The 18,108-nt window shown below is 69.4% G+C and carries 15 protein-coding genes, 2 tRNA genes and 2 pseudogenes; 12 read left to right on the plus strand and 7 right to left on the minus strand.

Annotated elements, in window-relative coordinates; translation table 11 throughout:
- Positions 1-211: 211 nt before the first annotated feature.
- The gene (locus tag OHS71_RS21550; protein WP_328481010.1) at positions 212-748 is read right to left on the minus strand and encodes an SSI family serine proteinase inhibitor; all 537 of its coding nucleotides are present in this window, start codon (positions 746-748) and stop codon (positions 212-214) included.
- A 157-nt stretch (positions 749-905) separates the two neighbouring features.
- On the opposite strand from OHS71_RS21550, the gene OHS71_RS21555 reads away from it, so the two are divergent.
- Both OHS71_RS21555 and OHS71_RS21560 read left to right on the plus strand, forming a co-directional pair.
- A tRNA-Ser gene (locus OHS71_RS21555) sits at positions 906-996 on the plus strand.
- Positions 997-1,212: 216 nt separating this feature from the next.
- Positions 1,213-1,285, plus strand: a tRNA-Arg gene (locus OHS71_RS21560).
- A 91-nt stretch (positions 1,286-1,376) separates the two neighbouring features.
- Here OHS71_RS21560 and OHS71_RS21565 read toward each other — a convergent pair.
- From OHS71_RS21565 to OHS71_RS21575, 3 genes and pseudogenes are all read right to left on the minus strand, one after another.
- The gene (locus OHS71_RS21565; protein WP_328481011.1) at positions 1,377-1,550 is read right to left on the minus strand and encodes an integrase; all 174 of its coding nucleotides are present in this window, start codon (positions 1,548-1,550) and stop codon (positions 1,377-1,379) included.
- Positions 1,547-1,903 (minus strand): hypothetical protein, encoded by a 357-nt coding sequence (locus tag OHS71_RS21570; RefSeq protein ID WP_328484822.1) that lies wholly within the window; start codon positions 1,901-1,903, stop codon positions 1,547-1,549. Before OHS71_RS21570 ends, OHS71_RS21565 begins: the two co-directional genes overlap by 4 nt.
- Positions 1,883-2,295, minus strand: a pseudogene (locus OHS71_RS21575) (transposase); the annotation flags it as partial. The gene OHS71_RS21570 and the pseudogene OHS71_RS21575, both read right to left, overlap by 21 nt.
- A gap of 470 nt (positions 2,296-2,765) precedes the next feature.
- Here OHS71_RS21575 and OHS71_RS21580 point away from each other — a divergent pair.
- Positions 2,766-3,134, plus strand: a complete 369-nt coding sequence (locus OHS71_RS21580) for a hypothetical protein (protein WP_328481012.1) — start codon at positions 2,766-2,768, stop codon at positions 3,132-3,134.
- A 267-nt stretch (positions 3,135-3,401) separates the two neighbouring features.
- Here OHS71_RS21580 and OHS71_RS21585 read toward each other — a convergent pair.
- Positions 3,402-3,696, minus strand: a pseudogene (locus OHS71_RS21585) (IS701 family transposase); the annotation flags it as partial.
- 345 nt (positions 3,697-4,041) lie between these two features.
- Between OHS71_RS21585 and OHS71_RS21590 the strand changes: the two are divergent.
- Entirely contained in the window at positions 4,042-4,335 is a 294-nt protein-coding gene (locus tag OHS71_RS21590) for a hypothetical protein (RefSeq protein WP_328481013.1), read from the plus strand.
- Positions 4,336-5,433: 1,098 nt separating this feature from the next.
- On the opposite strand, the gene OHS71_RS21595 is transcribed toward OHS71_RS21590, so the two are convergent.
- Complete coding sequence (locus OHS71_RS21595; protein WP_328481014.1) at positions 5,434-6,204, minus strand: hypothetical protein; 771 nt, start codon at positions 6,202-6,204, stop codon at positions 5,434-5,436.
- Positions 6,205-7,096: 892 nt separating this feature from the next.
- Between OHS71_RS21595 and OHS71_RS21600 the strand changes: the two genes are divergently transcribed.
- Positions 7,097-7,477, plus strand: coding sequence for a hypothetical protein (locus tag OHS71_RS21600; RefSeq protein ID WP_328481015.1), 381 nt, complete (start codon positions 7,097-7,099; stop codon positions 7,475-7,477).
- A gap of 73 nt (positions 7,478-7,550) precedes the next feature.
- Here the strand turns inward: OHS71_RS21600 and OHS71_RS21605 are convergent, their stop codons facing one another.
- Positions 7,551-8,093 (minus strand): MarR family winged helix-turn-helix transcriptional regulator, encoded by a 543-nt coding sequence (locus tag OHS71_RS21605; protein WP_328481016.1) that lies wholly within the window; start codon positions 8,091-8,093, stop codon positions 7,551-7,553.
- 197 nt (positions 8,094-8,290) lie between these two features.
- Between OHS71_RS21605 and OHS71_RS21610 the strand changes: the two genes are divergently transcribed.
- From OHS71_RS21610 to OHS71_RS21640, 7 genes are all read left to right on the plus strand, one after another.
- Positions 8,291-8,716, plus strand: coding sequence for an HGxxPAAW family protein (locus tag OHS71_RS21610; RefSeq protein ID WP_328481017.1), 426 nt, complete (start codon positions 8,291-8,293; stop codon positions 8,714-8,716).
- Entirely contained in the window at positions 8,637-9,524 is an 888-nt protein-coding gene (locus OHS71_RS21615) for a DUF2797 domain-containing protein (protein ID WP_328481018.1), read from the plus strand. The genes OHS71_RS21610 and OHS71_RS21615 overlap by 80 nt, the downstream gene beginning before the upstream one ends.
- A gap of 553 nt (positions 9,525-10,077) precedes the next feature.
- Entirely contained in the window at positions 10,078-10,818 is a 741-nt protein-coding gene (locus tag OHS71_RS21620; RefSeq protein ID WP_328481019.1) for a response regulator transcription factor, read from the plus strand.
- Entirely contained in the window at positions 10,815-12,434 is a 1,620-nt protein-coding gene (locus OHS71_RS21625) for an ATP-binding protein (protein ID WP_328481020.1), read from the plus strand. The genes OHS71_RS21620 and OHS71_RS21625 overlap by 4 nt, the downstream gene beginning before the upstream one ends.
- 14 nt (positions 12,435-12,448) lie before the next feature.
- Complete coding sequence (locus tag OHS71_RS21630) at positions 12,449-14,170, plus strand: glycosyltransferase (RefSeq protein WP_328481021.1); 1,722 nt, start codon at positions 12,449-12,451, stop codon at positions 14,168-14,170.
- Positions 14,167-16,374 carry an ArnT family glycosyltransferase gene (locus tag OHS71_RS21635; protein WP_328481022.1) on the plus strand — a complete coding sequence of 736 codons (2,208 nt, stop codon included), beginning with the start codon at positions 14,167-14,169 and terminating at the stop codon, positions 16,372-16,374. Before OHS71_RS21630 ends, OHS71_RS21635 begins: the two co-directional genes overlap by 4 nt.
- 204 nt (positions 16,375-16,578) lie before the next feature.
- Positions 16,579-18,057 (plus strand): MFS transporter, encoded by a 1,479-nt coding sequence (locus OHS71_RS21640; protein WP_328481023.1) that lies wholly within the window; start codon positions 16,579-16,581, stop codon positions 18,055-18,057.
- Positions 18,058-18,108: the final 51 nt, after the last annotated feature.

Consider the following 18,108-nt stretch of genomic DNA (forward strand, 5'->3'; position numbering starts at 1 on the left):
TACCACCTGTCCACGCACGAACGCACGAACGGGGAGGGACGCGGGGCAGTGCGGGGCGCGGCGGGGCGGAGGCGAATCGGGGCGACGGCCCCCCGGGGCCTGGCACAGGGGCGGGTGAGGAGGAAGGGGCGGGGCACGTCTGACCGTGGCGTTCGTAGCCGTGGTCGTACCCGTCGTGGCCCTGCCCGTCCTGGCCGTGGCCGTCGTGGCGTCAGCGGGCGGCCGGACGAAGATCGGGCAGCAGTGGCACAAGCCGGTCCCACCGCTCGATCTGGCAGCCGTTGCTGCGGTCGTACGTCGCGTCGACCGGGCGTCCGGCCCACCGGCCCGTGACGTGGGCGGTGGCCGGCCCGCCGTACCGCATGGTGCACACACCGCCGCTGGGCGCGGGCGCGAAGGTGTCCCTGCCCCATCGGCTGTTGCGGTCAACGGCGCGACAGGCGCTTCCCACGTCCGGGTGACTGCCACGCTCCGGGTGGCAGTACACCTCGAACGTCCCGTCGGCCCGTCCGCCGGCGTGCCGGACGGTGACGGTGAGGTGATCACCGGAGACCCGGTCCTCCTCCTGGACGGGCGGAGGCGCGAGCGAGGCGTTGCCGCCGAGCGGCGTCAGAGCGGTGCCGGCCGTGACGGCCTCGGCCGTCCCGGCGTACGCGGTGACGGGCCCGGCGGCCGACGAGGCGACCATGACGGCACAGGCGGCGGAGGCGGCGACGGCGAGCCGTCGGAGCGGTGTGACCTGGAACATGACAGGACTAACGCCGCACGCCGGACGACGTTGCGCCGCGACAAGCGCTTTGCCCTGCGGCCCACCTGCCTAGTACCGTGGACGGCGATTGGTGACACACCGCTCGACTGTGTCATCATCTGCACGCACCACTCGCACACACGCGAGCGGCTGTGCTGGAGGCGTCGCCTAGTCCGGTCTATGGCGCCGCACTGCTAATGCGGTTTGGGACTTCAATCCCATCGAGGGTTCAAATCCCTCCGCCTCCGCGTGATCACCGAAGCCCCGGTCCACTCGACCGGGGCTTCGTCGTTCCCGCCTCCCGCACCCGGGCCCCTCACGGACCCTCAGAGAGGCGTTTTCGCAGCTCACAAGCGGTATGGCAAACGGATTTCACATGTCGGCGGCAGTCATGTAATGTTCTTCCTGTCGCCGCGAGCGGGCCGGAAGGGCCGAGAGCGAAGACAGAAAAACCGAATAAACAAGCACTCGTAGCTTAACGGATAGAGCATCTGACTACGGATCAGAAGGTTGCAGGTTCGAATCCTGCCGAGTGCACAGCTGCCCAGAGGCCCTAAGGATCAGTCCTTAGGGCCTCTGGCTTTTGCCTTGACGGCAGCGTTTGACGGCAACCGCCTTTGCGAGCTGATCAGACGGTCACCGGGACACCGGCCGCGCCGTCGTCATGGTCCGGATCGTTGCCGTCACACCTCAGGGCATCCCCGACGCTGTCGAACGCCGAGCGCTGCGAGTCGAGGCGCACGAAGGTGTAGATGTCCATGGTCACGCGGATCGAGCTGTGGCCCAGGACTTCCATGATCATGCGGTCATCCGCGCCTGTTCGTGGGGGAGCGACGCGCACGTGTGGCGCAGGTCGTGAAAGCGGACCTTGCGGACGCCGGCCCGGATGGACAGGGCCTCGAAGGGGCGGTTGAGGTTGCGCGGCTCGATGGGGGTTCCGTTCCGGGTGGTGAAGTCGAGGCCTTGGCCCGTCCCCTTCCTGGTGTTGTCCGCCCCCTTCCGGTCAGCGATCCGTTGCGCGCGCTGAGCAGGAGCTGTCCGGGCGATCAGGCGATCGCGGTGAATTGGGGCCTGGAGCCTGACCGAACTGATCAGGGCTGCGGCATCGACGGTACCGAGGAACACGTAGCCGCGTTTGTCGTGGCGGGTAGCCACGGCCCTCGACTTCTTCAGCTTATTGACGGCGCGTTCGGCGGTGTTGCGCTTCTTGTACCGGTCCTCGTCGAATCCGGGTGGCCGTCCACCGCGGGAGCCTTTGCGCAGGCGGCCTGGCTGTCCGCCTTCTCCGGGATCGTGTACCGGATCCCCCGGCGTCGCAGGTACTGACGGCAGGGGCCGTTGCTGTAGGCCTTATCGGCCGCGAGGCTGTCCGGCTTCTTGCGGGGCCTGCCCGGCGCGAGGCGGGAAACCCGGATCTTCTCCAGTACCGACACGAACTGGGTGCAGTCCGCGCGTTGGCCGGGAGTGACGATCAGGAACATCGGTCGGCAGCGCCCGTCGGCGCTCAGGTGGATCTTGCTGGTGAAGCCGCCTCGCGAGCGGCCCAGACCCTCGCCTCCTGCACCACCTCCACCTGGCGATCGAAGGCTCTGCCACACGGTCTCGGCCTGGTGTTCTGTCACCTCGTCCCCTTTATTTATAGCGCCCCCGCACTCTTCCGCTCCCCGTCCGCCGGCTCCTGCCGTTCGCTGCGGCCGCAAAGTGCCAAAGTACCGGATTCAACGACCGCCTACAGTAACCACGTAGGGCGCGGTCTAAGCACCGCAAATACTCCATGAGCAGTACACCTATAGGCAACCGGGACGATTGGGGGGATCGGTGCCTTCACCGTCGGACTGGGCCGACGGGCTATACTGCGCGAATTTCGCACACAACCAGGTGCGAAAATCGGCACCTCAAGTTTGGCTCAAGCTGATTGCCGACGTTCCGATTTACGTGCGAGAGTTCATCTCGACCGACAAGCGCAGGTGCAAGTGGTCTCTTCACAGGGGGAAATTTCGCAATGAATACTGTTCGTATGGGTGCCAAGGTCACGGCTCTTGCGGTGCTGGCTCTGCCCATGCTCGGGAGCACTGCCTACGCCGCGCCGCAGGCTGGGGCCTCTGCTGCTCCGCTGGCAAGCGACGCCGTGTACACCTCGTGGGGCTGTGACAACAACCCGAGGGTGAACCGCTTCAACACGTCGTACACGCCCGGGAACAATACCGTCACCGTCTACTACAACAACCACTGCAACCACAGCGTGAAATACCGTGTGGAGTTCTTCGACACCAAGAACCAGGAGAACCACATGTCGAACTGCGTCACGGTCCCTGCCGGCGTCAAGAGCCACAAGAAGTTCGACAAGAGCATCTTCGACAACGTCACAGGCGTCTGGAAGTGCTGACGCTGGCCTAATTTTCGCTCGCACGTCGACGGAAATTAAATGAACGGGATAGACGGCTTTCGCCTGGTAAGTTTTGGCAAAATTCACCGGGTGAAAGCCGTCTATTTTTCTACTTGACGAGCGGAGGGTGGTCTCCTCACCCTACTGGCGTGACATTTCCCGCTAGCAGGGAATGCGGCGCTTCCCACCGGCGAATGATGGCATGAGCAGCTCCACTCTGTGGAAGATTTTCCACAGAGGTGGGTGGAACGGCTTTGGGCTGGAGCTGCCGGACTGGAACGTCTCTTCCACTCGCCATCTTGATCCAGCGACTCGTACCGGCGTGGCCAGCGGTACTGGCGCGGGTGAGTAGCAGCGGTAGTAGGCGAGTTCTCCGGTGGTGCGATCGCGGCGGATCAGCAGCTGGCTGTTCTGTGGCGGGGTTGGGCAGGTCGATGGCGGCCCAGTCGTAGAAGCGGTGCCTCTTCGCCCCGGCTCCTGCGGACAGCTTCTGCCAGGCTCGCCTGGGCAGCTTCTTGACCAGGGTGTCCGCGCGGAACTTCCCGGCTCTGGTGGTGACTTCAGTGCCAGATCTCGATGGGGCACGAGCCCGGACTTCGGTAGCCCGCCACCGCCCGTCAGGCGGAGCCCCACAGACCGGCGTCACCCTGTGCCAAGTCACGATCTACGCCTGGAGCACTAGTGCCGCGACAGGCAACGTTCGCCCCGTCGCGACGCCCGGCACGCACTCTCGCCGCACCGGCCGAAAGCCCAGGTACGTCCAGTACGAGGACTTCCGGCCGGCACGCCGAGAGCACCCACCGGACGCCGCTCCTTGACGGGCAAACGTTGCCCGCCGCGGCACTAGCCTGCTGCCTCTTTTGGATCTTTGCGCCCAGGGTTCCGGACGAGCGATACAGTGCGCGCCGTGGACATACCCGATTGGTTCGCCTGGATCTTTCTCGGCCTGTTCCTCGTGCAGGTCCTCGGTCTCATGCCCGTCATCCACCGGCTACGCGGACTCGACTCCGCAGTGCGCTTCAAGGCACGTCTCGACCTGCTGGATGCAGTCGGTGGCCTGCTGCTCTTTGGCGGCGGGCTACTGGGTCTCGTGGTGGCGGAATCCTGGTTCTGGATCAGTGTCCCCGGATACGTGCTCATGACAGCCGGCTACGCCATGAAGGGCGTCCAACGGCTCCGCGCCCGCCGCCCGGCGGCCTGATCCGGGAGACAGGCTGTAGATCGGCCTCAGTGGCGACGTCAGCAAGGTGCCCGATTACAAGATGGCGTCTCTGGTGGCGTCGCCGAGTGCGTCGTCCATCCGATCGGCGGCGGCCTTGAGCGTCGTGCTCATGACGTGTGCGCGTAGGTGTCGAGCATCGTCGTGTCGTGCTGTGCCCGAGGGCCTCCGTGGTCATGAGAGCGTCGACGCCCTGACTGTCCCGGAACGTTCCGGCACATGAGCGATTCGCCGCGGCCCCCCGAGGATGTTCCCGGAGCAGCTCCCGCACAGCCGCCTCCACCTAGGCAGACGCCTGATGTGACGCCCTGAATGACGTCCGCTCCACGGTGTGTGGACCGACGGCAGACGGGATGGAAGCTCGGGTGAGTGGTGGGTGGGCGCGAGTGGGATCATCACGCATGAAGCTGAGGGGGGACATGACAGACACCGAGGAAGATCGAGGGTGGCCGCAGGGGATCGGGCTCACGGTCGGAGCGGTCTGGGCCGGCGTCCGCGCGGTGGGCGGAAGCCAGCCGCCGTTGATTCGGTGGGGCCTGGGCATAGGAGCGATCTGCGTCTTTATTGGACTTGCGTGGCCCGTCATCGGCCGCATCCGGGCAGCCAGGCGAGGGCGCAAAACCTCTGCGGTTGACGCAGGCGAGCGGCAAGAGCCTTGACGCCGGAAGGTGTGGGAGCTGGAGCATGTCCTTTTTTGACCTGCTCATCAGCTGATCGGATGTGTCTGTTCGGTTAGTGATCACTGAGGTGACGTGGGACCGGATCGAGCCGCTGATGCCGGTCGATCCGGTCCGAGGCGGCGGTGGGGCCGACCGCCGAGGGCTCGCGCGCCATCGTCGTGGGGCCGGCCGACGAGGCTTGCCCTGGTCGACGACACAAGCCAGCAGCGTGGCTGAGGCTTGTGGGGGCCGGCGAGGCATACGCGTGCGTGGTCGGTCGTCGCAGACGCCGTCGTGGCCGGCTTGCCTCGGCGGGGGCGAGGCGGACAATCGAACCCATGGCTGCCCCAGTCCGAGGTGATCATGACCGCTCGGTCGTGTCACCAGGCGCGACGAGGATCCAGACGCTGTATCACCAAGGTCAGTAGTCGTACGGCTGTTCGTTTCGTTTGCCGTTGCAGTACAACCAAGTGCACACGCCGTGCCAGTACTTGGTGCGTGACGAGGTGTAGAGGTCCGCAGCCAGGTCGGCCACCTCGGACCGGGTCAATCCTGGGGAGCCGTTGCGGATCTGGTGAGAGTCAGCGACCGCCACAGCGGCCACGATGCTGTAGTCGGCCAAGACGCAAATCGGAACTCGTATCGCCGGGGCAGAGCGTGTTTTCACCGAGCCCATGCGCTTGAGGTCGGCGTCCTGGCACTCCATCAGAACGCCGTCCGTGCCGGCGGGGGTGAACCGCACGCGGGAGCCGACCAGCTTGCCGCTGAACGCCTGGTCGCCGTCGTCGATCGCCCGGAAGAGGTTCTCGAGCGCGGTGGCCGGGTCGGCGATCGTGCCCCAGAGGCTGTCGACCAGCAATGTTCTGCGCCCGTACTGGTACTGGGCCTGCGCCACGGCAGGCTCCTCGACGCCGATCGCCTCCTCCCTGACCGGACGACCCACCTCGGTGCGTCCGACGTAGCAGTCCGCGTTCGACGGTGCCCCCTCGCACTCCCTGGTGGAGAGGTCCTGAAGGTGCTCCGAGAACTTCCGGTAATGACCGACGGACTCGGCCGGGGTCAACATGTAGCCCTTCGTTGCCCGGTCCACGCTCTGTTGCGGCGGCACCGAGGACACCAGAACGTAGCTCCCTGTGAGGGCCAGGGCGACGCCCGTCAGGGCCCTGAGCCTTCTGATGGAACTGCCGCGCACGACCGTGCCCCCTCGGTTCGTCTTCTTGCCGATCACGCATTTCGACCAGGGAAGGGGAGGGAAGGTTGTTCTCACGAACGGCCCCGTTCGACACCGGGCACCGTGCCCTCGACGCAGCCCGTACGAAGTCCGATGACCGGGGCCGCGCACGACCTCGCCGCCGGCCTCGCAGACTCCTGGGGCCTCAGCCCCCTCCCCCATCGGCCCCGACACTTCGTCACGGGGCACCGGCGTCATCGCCTTGACTCCGTACGGAGTCACCCACGGTCTGCCAACAGGGGTCTACCGCATCTGAGCGAGGGCGAGGGCGGGCGCAGGGGGCAGGGGGCAGGGGGCAGGGTCTCTGACACCGACCGGTGGTATCGACGGCCCAAGGTGTTCCTTCGGATCTTCGTCCCGAGGGTTCCGGGCAGGCGATACTGTGCCCGCCAAGGGCAGACCCCACTGGTCCGCCTGGACCTTCCTCGGCTTGACCGGCTTACAGGCGCTCGGGCTCGTCGCCGTCATCGACCGACTGCGCGGACCCGACCCCGTGGTGCGTTCCGAGGCGCGCCTCGATCTGCATGTCGCACGGCGACCGGGGGGTCGTGGCATCCGTGTGGGGCGGGGAGGGGGACTCATGAGGATCAAGGCCGGCAGAGCTGGACTCGTCGTGCCGGCGCTGGTGGCACTGGCGGCGTGTGGGACCGGAGCATCCGGAGGATCGGAAGACGCGAAGGGGACGGAGCGGTCCGCGGCTTCGCCTTCCGCGGTGCGGTCGCCGGCCCAGGGCCGCCTCTCCTCCGCGGCGCTTCAGGGCCGGTGGTGGACCTGGGCGGCGTCGGAGCCCGAAGGCACGAACCCGGTCGCTGACGAGGACGGAAGCGAGTGTGGGCGAAACCAGCCGCGGGACGTGTGGTTCCTTGCGGGCACCTTCGGCACTCAGGCCGAGCGCACCTGCGGCGTCCCAGGCGGGACACCTCTCGCGTTCCCCCTGGTGAACCGGATGGGCGACCCGGCGGACTGCGCGGACTTCATGAGCGCGGCCGAGGGATCCGCGGTCCTGGACGGTGAGCGGGTCGACGCGGAAACCGTCCGCGGGGAGGCGATCACCGCGCAGGGCGTCGACGGCAATGCCGTCACAGGTACGGACGAGCGCTTCAGCACCACCGGGTGCGGGCTCTGGGTCCAGTTGGCTCCCCTGCGACCCGGAAAGCACACGCTGATCATCCGGGGCCGGTCCGCGGACTTCGCGATCGGTGTGGACTACTCCCTGACGGTCGGTACCGCGTAGGAGAAGGACGCACAGGAGACCCCGCGGCGGAGGGCGCCAAGTCGGTTGTGGCGGGAGGCGGTCGGGCGGCGCGTCATGCGTCGGGGTGCCGGGGTGCGGGGTCCGTGTCGTGGAGGCGGAGTTCTTCGCGGTAGGCGTTGGCCAGGGTGGTGGCGCGGGTGAACCAGTCGGTCAGGACGGCGATCTCCTCGGGGGAGTACTCCGCGAAGAGGGTGTTGAGGCGGACGTAGTACGGCTCGTAGAGGGTGTACGCGCGGGCGACCGCGGAGGGGACCGCGGCGACGCGGACCCGGCGGCGGTCTTCGGGGTCGGGGCGGCGGGTGACGTAACCGGCGCGTTCCAGGCGGTTGAGGATGCCGGTCACGGCGCCTGTGGTGACGTGGACGCGGGCCGCGAGGTCGCCGGCGGTGAGGAGGTTCTCGCCTGCCTGGATGACATAGGCGAAACAGGTCAGGTCGGTGACGTTCAGGCCGAGGCGCTGGGCCATCTCCTGCTGGCCGACCATGCTGGCCGCGATGAGGTCGTCCATCGCCGCGAGTGCTTGCGCGGGGGTGGCGGCAGGGCGGCCGCGGCCGGTGTGGGTTCCGCTGTGCGGCTGTGACGGCTCGGCTGGCATCTCGGGGCTCTCTTGTTCCTTGCCTCAGAGGTCTGGATCCGCTCGGGGTCCGGTCGAGGCCTGCTCGGCGTCCGGGCGGCGTCCGGTCGGGTTCGCGTCTTCGCGGTTCGTTCGTGCTGGGTCCTTGTTATCTGCTTTCGATTTCTCTTACCTTGTAAGAGGTTAAGGACTGCAACTTCTTAGAAAGTGAGGGAATAGTGGCGGGTCATCTGTACGACGAGGGACATACGGTCGCCGGCTGGACGGGTGTCGGCATCGCGACCGTCGGGACCGCCGTGGTGGGGGTGGGTGTGTGTGCCGTTTCCGGGATCCTCCTGGCCGCTGGACTCGTGATCGTGGGTGTGAGCGCCCTGGTCACCTGGGGGCTGCATCTCGCCGGCTGGGGAAAGCCACCGGGAGTGCGGCCACGGGCGGAGTGGGGGATGCGGGTGCGGGACCCGTGGGCCGAGGGCGGGCATCCGGGATGTGTGGGGTGCCGGGTCGCGGGCCGCGCGCCCGGGGGCAGGTCGGTGGTGTCAGTGCCTGGGCCTAACGTTGTGAGTGATGGCACAGGCATGGAAGTGCGCGGGGCTGCGGTGGTCGGCGCAGGGGCCCGAGCTGATGTGGGACGGGGGGCGTCGTAGCCCGTTGTCCTGGGGGAAGCAGGTCTCCTTCGGGGTGGTGGAGGGAGGAGTGCGGGAGTGTGCCGGGGCTCGGGGGCATGCGTGCCCGCGGCGGACGGTCGTACCGGGGAGGAGTGCGGGCGGGCGCTGTGAGGAGTGCGCGCGGCTGGACCGGGCGCACTCGGTCGCCGCGGACCGGGTCGCCGATGACCCGCGGCCGTACCGCGTGTATCTCGCCTGGTTCGGACCCGGTCTGGTGAAGGTCGGGATCACGGCGCGTGAAAGGGGCTCGACGCGGCTGCTGGAGCAGGGCGCCGTCTGCTTCAGCTGGCTCGGCAGCGGGCCGCTGATGGCCGCGCGGCGCACCGAGGAGCTGCTGCGGGCGGCTCTGCGGGTTGCGGACCGCGTTCCGTACGCCGAGAAGCGGGCGGTGCGGGCCACGCTGCCCGAAGCTGAGGAGCAACGGGCCGGTGAGATACGTCAGGTGTACGGGCGGGCCGTGGCACTGGGCGGCTGGCCCGAATCGTTGGAGCGTGCGCCGTTCCGACCGGTCGATCACGTGGGGGCGTTCGGGCTCGCCGGGGCGCCGGCCGCCCTCGGGGAGGTGGGTGAGCTCATCCCCGGGGGTGCGGTGAGCGGGGAGCTCGTGGCGGCCGCCGGGCCCGATCTGCATCTGGCCACGGGGGGCGGAGTGGTCGTGCTCGACACGCGGTTGATGCGGGGGTGGCAGCTGGTTCCGGTGGAGCCTGGGGAAGCGGACGGCCGGCCCGCCTTTCCCGTGCGGGCCTTCGAAGTCGCGGAGGAGCACCGTCAGGACGGGTTGTTCTGAGAAGCCTGGTGAAGGGCGTAAGGGCGTAAGGGCGTAGGAGAGTCGATGCGCGCGGGCGCTGAATCGGGCACGGAGTGTCGCCGCGTGGGGAGTTGGGCTGGTGTGGACCTGAGTCAGGTGTGGCGCTGAGGGGCCCGAGTTGGGCCCGGTGCGGAGTTGGGCCCCGGCGGATTCGTCCCCTTGGCAGCCAGATGCCCGCTGACGGCCCCGTCCCCCTGACGGCTCCGTCCCCTTGACGGACTCGCATGTGCTCGCGGACCGGCCCCGGCGGACTCGGATTCCCGGCGGAGCGTGCCCTCGTGGAGCCATGCCCCCGGGCGTGCGGCTCTGCCCAGGCAAGGCACAGCCGGCGGTTCGGGCGGACGCCCAGCGGATTCTCACGGAGCGCCCGTCCCGAGGGCCGCACAGCGGGTCGTATCGGGCGAACCGTCCTGCGGGGTCACGGTGGCGCGAAGGGTTCCAAGCTGTTGCCTGAGAGGTCCCTGTGCGTTTCTCAGGGAAATCACAGATTAGTGAAAGAGTGCTCTCAGGGGGCCCGGCCAAGGTGTTCACCATGACCACGACCTCGCCCCAGGGGCGCACCGAACTGCTGAGGCCGGACGGGAGCCCCGTCCGAGTGCTTGTGGTGGACGACGAGATGTCGATCACCGAACTGCTGTCCATGGCCCTGCGCTACGAGGGCTGGCAGATCCGGAGCGCGGGCGACGGCACGGGTGCCATCCAGACCGCACGGGAGTTCCGGCCCGACGCCGTCGTCCTCGACATGATGCTCCCGGACATGGACGGGCTGACCGTCCTGGGGCGGCTGCGCCGTGAGCTGCCGGACGTTCCGGTGCTGTTCCTGACGGCCAAGGACGCGGTCGAGGACCGGATCGCCGGCCTCACCGCGGGCGGCGACGACTACGTCACCAAGCCGTTCAGCCTCGAGGAGGTCGTGGCGCGGCTGCGTGGTCTCATCCGGCGTTCCGGCGCCGCCGACCGGCGCTCCGAGTCCGTGCTCGTCGTCGGGGACCTCACCCTCGACGAGGACAGTCACGAGGTGTCGCGGGCCGGGGACAACATCCATCTGACCGCCACCGAGTTCGAGCTGCTGCGCTTCCTCATGCGCAATCCGCGGCGCGTGCTCAGCAAAGCCCAGATACTTGACCGCGTGTGGTCGTACGACTTCGGCGGCCAGGCCAACGTCGTCGAGCTGTACATCTCCTACCTGCGGCGGAAGATCGACGCGGGACGCGAACCGATGATCCACACCCGGCGCGGCGCCGGGTATCTGATCAAGCCCGCTGTGTCATGAGCGGGCGACGACGGCCGCGTGCGCAGAAGAGACGAGCGGGACACCCGCGCACCCTGCGGACGCGGCTGGTCGTCGCGTCCGTCGTGCTGATCGCCGTCGTCTGCGCGGTGATCGGCACGGTGACGACCCTCGCGCTGCGGTCTCATCTGTACGACCAGCTCGGGGACAAGCTGAAGGACGTCTCGAGCCGCGCGGCCGGGATGGGCGGGCCACCGGGTGGGCTCAAGGGCAGCCAGCCCGGGCAGACCACCACCGGGCTCTCGGGCACGGTCGACCTCGAGGAGTTCGTGACGCGCGGCCCTCAGCCGCAGGGCACGGTGATCGCAAAGGTCGAGAACGGGAGCATCACCGACTCCAAGGTCGGCGAGAAGGACCGCAACAGCACCGACATCAACCCCATGGTGGGCGCGGACCTGAGTGAGGCCCAGGAGGCCGCCCTCGGCACGGTCGCACAGGACCGTTCGTCGCACAGCGTCGAGCTTCCCGGCCTGGGCGACTACCTCGTCCAGTACGTCTCCGGGGGCAAGGGTTCCTACTACGTCGCCATCCCGACCCAGGACACCGACAGCACCATCACCACCCTCATCCTCGTCGAACTGAGCGTCACCGCGGCCGGGCTCGTGGCTGCCGGCATCGCCGGGTACGTCATGGTGGGAGTCGCCACCCGCCCCCTGCGCAAGGTCGCCGCGACCGCCACCCGGGTCTCGGAGCTGCCCCTGCACACCGGTGAGGTCAACCTCAGCGAGCGGGTGCCGCAGGCCGAAACGGATCCGCACACCGAGGTCGGGCAGGTCGGGGCCGCGCTCAACCGGATGCTGAACCACGTCCATGGCGCCCTGCACGCCCGCCAGGAGAGCGAGATGCGGGTCCGCCAGTTCGTCGCGGACGCCAGTCACGAGCTTCGTACGCCCCTCGCCTCCATCAGGGGGTACGCCGAGCTGACCCGGCGCGGACGGGAGGAGGTCGGGCCCGACACCCGGCACGCCCTCGGACGTATCGAGTCCGAGGCCGGCCGGATGACGTTCCTCGTCGAGGACCTGCTCCTGCTCGCCCGGCTCGACGCGGGCCGCCCGTTGCAGTTCGAGCAGACCGACATGGTCCCTCTGGTCATCGACACCATCAGCGACGCCCGCGCCGCCGGACCCGATCATGTCTGGCGCCTCGAACTTCCCGACGAGCCCGCGCTCGTCTCGGCCGACGCGGCACGGCTCCAGCAGGTCCTCGTCAACCTCCTCGCCAACGCCCGGACGCACACCGCGCCCGGTACGACCGTCACCGCACGGGTGCAGCGACGCGGGCCGTGGCTGTGCGTGGACGTCCAGGACAACGGTCAGGGCATCCCGGCAGACCTGCTGCCGCACGTCTTCGAACGCTTCGCCCGCGGCGACTCGGCGCGTTCCCGCACCACCGGTTCGACGGGGCTCGGCCTTGCCATCGTGCAGGCCGTGGCAACCGCGCACGGCGGCGCCGTGACGGTGGACAGCGTGCCCGGGCAGACCGTGTTCACGGTGCATCTGCCCGCCCTCGCCGCGCCCCAGCCCGCGCCCGAAACGAACTGGCAACTCGACTCACAGGTCGAGCACAGTGCCACCACATGGGTGCAACAGGGCGCTTGACGAAAGTCGTTGCCATGCGAACCGACTCTTCTCCCGGCACGCTGCCGGCGCGGGAGCACCTCCCGGCCGCCACAGCCGGTACGCCTGTCCTGGACGTAGTGATCCCCGTCTACAACGAGGAGAAGGACCTCCGGCCGTGCGTCCAGAGACTGCACGACCATCTGACGCGTACGTTCCCCTACTCCTTCCGCATCACGATCGCCGACAACGCGTCGACGGACACCACTCCCCTGGTGGCGCAGCGGCTGGCGACACGGATCCCGGAGGTGGAGAACTTCCGCCTCGAGCAGAAGGGCCGCGGCCGTGCGCTGCGGACCGTCTGGTCGGCCTCGGACGCCCCGATCCTCGCGTACATGGACGTGGATCTGTCCACCGACCTCAACGCGCTGCTGCCGCTGGTGGCACCGCTGATCTCCGGACACTCGGACCTGGCGATCGGCTCCCGGCTGGCCCGTAGCTCCCGTGTGGTGCGCGGGCCGAAGCGGGAGTTCATCAGCCGCGCCTACAACCTCATCCTGCGCGGCTCGCTCCAGGCCCGCTTCTCGGACGCGCAGTGCGGGTTCAAGGCGATCCGGCGTGATGTGGCACAGATCCTGCTCCCCCTGGTGGAAGACACCGGCTGGTTCTTCGACACTGAGATGCTGGTGCTCGCCGAACGCGCCGGCCTCCGTATCCACGAGGTGCCGGTCGACTGGGTCGACGACCCGGACTCCACGGTGCACATCGTGAAGACGGCGACCGACGACCTGAAGGGGGTATGGCGCGTGGGCCGGGCGCTGGCCACCGGTTCGCTCTCCCTGGACCGGCTGACCAGGCCGTTCGGCGACGACCCCCGCGACCGCGACATCATGGACGTACCCAAGGGCCTGGCCCGCCAGCTCGTCGGCTTCTGTGTCGTGGGTGGTCTCTCCACCCTCTTCTACCTGCTGCTCTACACCGTCTTCCGCCAGTTCGGCGGATCGCAGGTGGCCAACGCCCTCGCGCTGCTGGTGTCGGCCGTCGCCAACACCGCCGCCAACCGGCGGCTCACCTTCGGGGTGCGCGGCCGCGGCGGGGCCGTCAAGCACCAGGCGCAGGGACTGGTCGTCTTCGGCATCGGACTCGCGCTGACCAGCGGCTCGCTCGTCGCCCTGAACACGGCGACGTCCAGCCCCGCGCACTCCACCGAGCTGGCGGTGCTGGTCGCCGCCAACCTCGCGGCGACCGTACTGCGCTTCCTGCTCTTCCGGGTGTGGGTGTTCTCCGACCGGCGCGAGGGCGACGACCCGACGCCGACCGGCGCGCACGCCTCCGCCGACAGCTCGCACGCCCCTCAGACCGTGCACGCCGCTCAGCCCGTGCAGGCCCCGCAGACGTCCCGTGATCCCCACACCTCCCACGACCCCCGCGTTCCCCATGGCGCCCACGGTCCGTACGACCCCGGCACCCCCCGCGCCCCCCGCGGCTCCTCACCGGCATACCCGGCCGGTCCCTCGCAGACGAGCACCCCGCAGGCCGGCACCCCGCAGGCCGGAGGGTCGTCCGGGCCACAGCCGATGCCGCAGCCGCATGACCCGCCGCAGCCGCCGTCGCAGAGGCAGCAGTTGCCGCAGAGGCGCATCGTGCATCCGCAGGACCAGGACCCGACCACCCGTTTCCGCGCCGGCGAAGCCGCGGACGGCAGCTGGAGGGACGCCACCGTGCACTTGCCGCCGGTACGCCGCCCCCGCGACACCGACCCGGGGGACGCCCGATGACCACCGAACTCGATCAGACGACGACCTGGGACACACCGCTGGGCTCGGCGCCGGCCGGCCCGCGCCCCGACGCCCGGGAGACGGCCGTCCCGGCCCCCGGGTCGGGTGAGCCGAAGCAGCCCCTGCACCGCAGGCTGTGGCGCGGCCGCCCCGAGGACCCCCGCTGGGCGCGCCCGGCCTTCCTCGCCCTGCTGGCCGCCACCCTCCTGCTCTACCTGTACAACCTGAGCGCCTCCGGTTACGCCAACTCCTTCTACTCCGCGGCCGTCCAGGCAGGCAGCGTGAGCTGGAAGGCCCTGTTCTTCGGCTCACTGGACGCGGGCAACGCCATCACCGTCGACAAGCCCCCGGCCTCGCTGTGGCCGATGGCGCTGTCGGTCAGGGTCTTCGGCCTGAACACCTGGGCGATCCTGGTTCCCGAGGTACTGATGGGCGTCGGCTCGGTCGCCGTCGTGTATGCCTCGGTGCGCCGCCGGTTCAGTGCCGGGGCCGGCCTGATCGCGGGCGCCGTGCTGGCGCTGACACCCGTCGCGGCGCTGATGTTCCGGTTCAACAACCCGGACGCGATGCTGGCCCTGCTGATGGCCGTGGCCTGCTACGCGGCGGCCCGCGCCCTGGAGGACGGCCGGACGAAGTGGCTGGTGTGGGCCGGGGTCGCGATCGGCTTCGCGTTCCTCGCCAAGACCCTCCAGGCCTTCCTGATCCTGCCGCCGCTCGCGATCGTCTACGCGGTCTGCGCGCCGGTGTCGGTGAAGAAGCGGTTCGGCCAGCTGGCCGTGGCCACGGGCGCGCTGATCGTGTCCGGCGGCTGGTGGGTGGCGATCGTCGAGCTGTGGCCGGCCGCCTCCCGCCCGTACATCGGCGGCTCGCAGAACAACTCCTTCCTGGAGCTGACCTTCGGCTACAACGGTCTCGGGCGCCTCAACGGCGAGGAGACCGGCAGCGTCGGCGGTGGCGGCGGTGGCGGCAACACCGGCCAGTGGGGCGAGACCGGCTGGGACCGGATGTTCAACTCCGAGATCGGCGGCCAGATCTCCTGGCTGCTGCCGGCCGCGCTGGTGCTGCTCGTCGGCGGTCTGGTGGCCACCCGGAAGCTCGGGCGCTCGTCGACGACCCGCGGTCTGTTCCTGGTGTGGGGCGGCGCGCTGCTGATCACCACCGTCGTCTTCAGCTACATGGCGGGCATCTTCCACCAGTACTACACGGTGGCCCTCGCTCCCTACCTCGCGGCCGTGATCGGCATGGGCGCAGGGCTCCTGTGGGAGAAGCGCTCCGAGATCTGGGCCTCGCTCACCCTCGCGGCCTCGGTCGTGGCGGCCGCGGCCTGGAGCTACGTCCTGCTCAACCGCACCCCCGACTACCTGCCCTGGCTGAAGTGGCTGGTCCTGGTCGGCGGACTGGCCGCCGCGCTCGGCCTGATCTTCGCGGGCCGGATCAACCGTCGACTGGCCCTCGCGGCAGCCTCCGTGGGCTTGGTGGCCGCGCTGGCCGGTCCGGCGGCGTACACCGTCAGCACGCTCCAGGAGGGCCACACCGGCTCCATCGTGACCGCCGGTCCGGCCGGCGCGAGCATGATGGGCGGCGGCCCGGGTGGCCGAGGCGGCTTCGGCGGGGGTCCGGGCGGCCGGACCCAGAACGGCAACACGCCGAATCAGGGGCAGGGCCAGAACCAGCAGGGCGGCGGCACGGGCGGTTTCCCCGGCGGCGGAATGCCCGGCCAGAACCAGCAGAACGGCAACGGCGGTACCCAGGGCCAGGGCCAGAACCAGCAGGGCGGCCCGGGCGGTCGGACCGGCGACGGCGGCGGCATGAATGGCGGTGGCGGTGTCGGCGGTCTGCTCAACGGCGCCTCGGTCACCGACGAGGCCAAGAAGCTGCTGGAGGCCGACTCCGGCGAGTACACCTGGGCGGCGGCCGCGATCGGCGCCCAGAACGCCGCGAGCTACCAGCTCGCCACGGGCGACGCGGTGATGGCGATCGGCGGCTTCAACGGCACCGATCCGTCCCCGACGCTGGCGCAGTTCAAGCAGTACGTGGCCGACGGCAGGATCCACTACTTCATCAGCAGTGGCTCCGGCGGCGGCATGAGCGGCGGCAGCGACGGCACATCCTCGCAGATCACCTCCTGGGTCGAGGCCAACTTCAAGAAGGTGACGGTCGGTTCGGCCACCTTCTACGACCTGACGCAGAAGGCGAGCGGCTGACGCACCGCTGGGCGGAACCGAGCGGCGTCGCCGCGCAGAGCGGACGAAGGGCGGTGGCTGAATGCCACCGCCCTTCGTCGTGCCCCTCCCCCTTCTGCCCCTCCCGCCTTCTGCCCCTTCCGCCCTCTGCTCCTCCCGCCCACTGCCCCTGTGGGCCGGTAATCCTGTTGTACGGCGTATAGGAACTCTCCTACGGTGTACAACATGACTACGCCCTCCATGGCCCGGACCGGGGCCCACCCCCAGCGCTGGCTGATCCTCGGCGTCATCTGCCTCGCGCAGCTCACCGTGCTGCTCGACAACACCGTTCTGAACGTCGCGATCCCCTCGCTGACCCGGGAACTGGACGCGTCCACCGCCGACATCCAGTGGATGATCAACGCGTACTCGCTCGTGCAGTCCGGTCTGCTGCTCACCGCCGGCAGCGCCGCCGACCGGTACGGCCGTAAGAAGATGCTGGTCGCGGGCCTGGCGCTGTTCGGCACCGGCTCCCTGGCGGCAGGCTTCTCGGAGACGACCGCCCAACTGATCGCGGCGCGGGCGGGCATGGGCGTGGGCGGCGCGTTGCTGTTCACCACCACCCTCGCCGTAGTGATGCAGGTCTTCCTGCCCGAGGAGCAGCCCAGGGCGATCGGCATCTGGGCCGCCGTGAACTCGCTGGGCTTCGCGACCGGCCCGCTCATCGGCGGCTTCGTGCTCAACCACTTCTGGTGGGGCGCGATCTTCCTGGTCAATCTGCCGGTGGCCGCGCTGGGCGTGGTCGCCGTGGTCGCCCTGGTACCGGAGACGAAGGATCCGCGGGGCGACCGTCCGGACCTGCCCGGCGCGTTCCTCTCGACGGTCGGCATGACCTCGCTGGTCTTCGCGATCATCTCCGGCCCGTCGCACGGCTGGACGTCCTCACGGGTCCTGCTGAGCGCGGGGCTGGCGGTCGTCGTCCTCGCGCTGTTCGCCCACTGGGAGAGGACGACCCCGTACCCCATGCTCGACCTGGCGTTCTTCCACGACCGACGGTTCACGGGCGCGGTCGCCGGCACGGTACTGGTGACCTTCGGGATGGGCGGCGCGCTGTTCCTGCTCACCCAGCACCTCCAGTTCGTCCTCGGCTACGGCCCCCTGGAGGCCGGCCTGCGGACCGCGCCGCTGGCCCTGACCGTCGTCGCCCTCAACTTCACCGGAGCGTCGGCGAAGCTGCTGGCCGGGCTGGGTGGGCCGATGTCGGTGCTGGTGGGGATGGTGCTGATGGCGACCGGCCTGGTGTCCATCGCGACGGCGGGCTCCGGCGGTTACGCCGGGACGCTGCTCGGGCTGCTGCTCATCGGCGCGGGCACGGCGGTCGCCGGTCCGGCGATGGCGCACGCGATCATGAGCTCGATCCCGCCGGCGAAGGCGGGGGTGGGCGCGGGGATCAACGGCACCCTCGGGGAGTTCGGCAACGGGCTCGGGGTGGCCGTCCTCGGCGCCGTGCTGAACGCGCGGTTCGCGGCGGTGTCCCTGCCGGTGGCACTGGTGGCGGCGAACTCGGCGTCGGAGAAGGCACGGCTGATCGAATCGTTCTCCTCCGGCTTGGAGACCAGCCTGCTGCTCGGCGCGTCGGCCGTGCTGCTGGGCGGGTCGGTGGCCGCGGCCCTGCTGCACCGGGCGGAGCGCAAGGACGAGCCACCGCTTCTCGCGACTCCCTGAACGCCGTCGCCGACGACCCAGGACGACGACGGCTCACCCGTGCGGTGGCCT

Origin of the sequence: Streptomyces sp. NBC_00377, from assembly GCF_036075115.1 — a bacterium.
Taxonomy (GTDB): Bacteria; Actinomycetota; Actinomycetes; order Streptomycetales; family Streptomycetaceae; genus Streptomyces.